At 57.2% G+C, this 3096-nt stretch carries 2 protein-coding genes and 1 pseudogene; all 3 read right to left on the bottom strand.

Features of this window, described 5'->3' with window-relative positions; translation table 11 throughout:
* Nucleotides 1-349 precede the first annotated feature (349 nt).
* The gene (gene putP / locus CXY80_RS00300) at nt 350-1870 is read right to left on the bottom strand and encodes a sodium/proline symporter PutP (RefSeq protein ID WP_104131146.1); all 1521 of its coding nucleotides are present in this window, start codon (nt 1868-1870) and stop codon (nt 350-352) included.
* A gap of 250 nt (nt 1871-2120) precedes the next feature.
* Nucleotides 2121-2676, bottom strand: a pseudogene (locus CXY80_RS20555) (Tn3 family transposase); the annotation flags it as partial.
* A 101-nt stretch (nt 2677-2777) separates the two neighbouring features.
* A partial coding sequence (locus CXY80_RS00290) for a hypothetical protein (protein ID WP_233194736.1) occupies nt 2778-3096 on the bottom strand: 319 nt, incomplete at its 5' end.

Below are 3096 nucleotides of genomic sequence, written 5' to 3'. Positions count from 1 at the left end.
CGGGTGGGTAGGGCTTGGGCATGATGACATCTTTCCAGTGAAGACGAAGCTCCACAGGTCAGGAGTCAACCAAACCGGGGGCAGTCCCGCTCTCGACTCTCGACTCTCGACTCTCACGAGCGACCATCTACCGTCACCTCAACCCTTAACGCCAGCCAACGTTCCATTACTGGCCAGACCCCGACACGCCCTCGGCGCGTCGCGTGTCATTCGTCAGGAGTCACATGCCGTCCCACCTGTCGACAGGGCGCTCCTGAGGCAGGAGGTAACGCAGGATGCCCACCTCACAGTGTGGAGGTGGCCATCCCTAGCGCTCACATCTTGCTGAGCGCTGGAAACTCTGCAGAAACTAACCCTTCTCGGGAACGCGGGGCAACTGAACGGTTCCGGTGCGCACACTTTCGATCGTGGTGTCGAATTCGCGGGTAATTCCCACACTGCCCTTGAAAGTGAACAGACTGACGACGACCGCAGTAATCATAGCCAGCGCGAAACCAGGAACGATTTCGTACATCGCGCCGGTGAGCGCAGGAACGTTGCCCCAGATGATTACGGTGACTGCCCCAACGACCATTCCGGCGATCGCTCCTATGCTGGTTAGCTTGCGCCAGAAGAGCGACAGGATAACGATCGGTCCAAATGCTGCACCGAAGCCAGCCCAAGCGTAGGCAACGAGGCTGAGGATCGACGAATTGGGGTCCCACGCGAGGATGATCGCGATGATCGAAACGATCAGAACACCCATGCGGCCGAGGATTACCTGAGCCTTAGGCGTTGCTTCTTTCTTGGCGACGATCTTGAAGAGGTCTTCGACGAGTGCCGATGACGACACGATCAGCTGTGAGGAGATCGTGCTCATGACTGCGGCGAGCACGGCCGCTAGTACGAGTCCGGCGATCAGCGGGTGGAAGAAGACTTGTGCGAGTTCAAGGAACACACGCTCAGGGTTCTCCAGTGAGAGCTCGGGGCGCTGCTGGAAGTAAGCAACACCAATGAGGGCGGATGCCATAGCCCCAAGTACGGAGATGAGCATCCAGCTAATTCCGATACGACGACCGGCTACGGCATCTCTTGGCGAACGAAGGGCCATGAAGCGGACCAGGATGTGGGGCTGGCCGAAGTAGCCGAGCCCCCATGCTGCTGCGGAAATTGCGGCGAGCACGGTTCCTCCGGTGAAGAGGCTGAGCATGTCGATTTCGGTGTTTGCTGCACGAATCGATTCGATCGTGTTGGCAACGCCACCGGTCTGGGTGATTCCAACGATCGGTACGGCGATGAGGGCGAGGAAGATCATGATGCCCTGTACAACGTCGGTGTAGGTTGCGCCGATGAATCCACCGAACAGCGTGTAAAGAACGGTCACTCCTCCAACAACGAGCATTCCGATCCAGTATTCGGAACCGAATGCGCTCTGGAAGAAGACACCACCGGCGACCATTCCGGAGGATACGTAGAAGGTGAAGAACACGAGGATGATGATGCCGGCTGTGATGCGCAGGATGCGGGACTTGTCACGGAGACGGTTCTCGAAGAAGCTCGGCAGTGTGATCGAGTTTTTTGACACTTCGGTGTAGGCACGCAGACGGGGTGCGACAAACTTCCAGTTCAGCCAGGCACCAATGGTCAGGCCAATGGCAATCCAACCTTGGAAGAGGCCGCCGAGGTAGAACGCTCCGGGAAGTCCGAGGAGAAGCCACCCGGACATGTCGGATGCTCCAGCGCTGAGTGCTGCAACTCCGGGGCTGAGCTTTCGGCCTGCGAGCATGTAGTCATCAAGGTTGGTTGTTCGCTTGTACGCCCACCAACCGATACCGAGCATTGCAGCCAAATAAATGATCATTGCGATAATTTGGAAGAACTGATCGTTCACTGTGTCGCCTTTCTCATGCACATCTTTGGGCTTAACCTATCTACTGTGACAGACATAAGGATGAGGAACAATTTCACTGCGCGCGCATAAACCATTATTTCTTCCAAAGTGTTGGCATTTTCTTGCAGGTTTGCGGCACACTTCTGAAGTTTGTGCACGATCTTTGCACTGCGGTAGGTGAGTTCACAGCTTTACGCGGTCTGAGTAGTAATGGAACGAAAACGTCCGCTCAGGGTCCGATCGTTCAGCCTTAGCGATTCGAATCACGCCGCCGGCAGAGTGGATTGGGCGACAGCTCGGGCATACTGAATTGATATCGACCGAGGAAGTTGATGTGTTCGTGGCCGAGAGGGAGAGGCGTTTCACGCCGTCGTCGGCTACCTAAAACCCCGCCCTGCGCAGTTCACCCAGGGCGGCGTCGATATAGCGGGTATTCCACAGCACGATCGCGTTGACGACGAGTCCGAGGGCACCAAGCTGATCTTCTCGACCCTCACGGTAGCGCTGGCGAAGTTCACCGCGGTGGCCGTGGAAGATATCTCGGACGAGTGCATGACGGCCCTCGGCACGGTTGAGCTGAGTCACGATTCTTCGCCGGTAGCTATCGTCATCGAGGTAGGTGAGGAGATAGAAGGTTTTCGATATCCGGCCAAGTTCTGCCACCGCACAGCCCAGCGGAAGTGGCCGGCCGCCGCCTTGCAAAACCCGAAGAAGCTCTGACGCTTTCACTATGCCTATGGCAAGACTTCCCCGACACGAAGCAGATCATCCGAATGGGTGATGATCAGATCGGGTTGATCTGATTGGGATGACTTTGTGAATTGGGGTCTGAGGAGGATCGGTACGCAAATTCACGTTTAGGGGCGCCGGCGCGATTTCCGGCTTTGGACGGCGGAACCGCTCGGTTCTAGGCGGTGGCGTCGCCAGCGCGCTTGATGGCACGGTAGACGGTTGACCGGGCTACCCCGAAAAGTTCGGCAAGTTCCACTGTCGTGTGCGTCCCCGCCGGGTGAACGGAGACCAGGTGCGCCTCCTGTGCTGTGGAGAGCTTGGGTTGTTTCCCTCGTAGGCGACCCTTTGCCTTGGCGACGGCCATGCCCTCCCTGGTTCGTGCGCGGATCAGGTCGGCTTCGAATTTGTTAACGCCGACTGAAAATAGGGCCAGTATCGCCGACTGAAAACAGGGCCACCAGCCACTATGGAGGGTGATCAATATGGATGATTGG

The organism is Cryobacterium sp. M91 (genome assembly GCF_002929615.1).
GTDB lineage: Bacteria > Actinomycetota > Actinomycetes > Actinomycetales > Microbacteriaceae > Cryobacterium > Cryobacterium levicorallinum.
The sequence above is the reverse complement of the archived record's forward strand: the minus strand, read 5'-3'. Positions and strand labels throughout refer to the sequence as shown.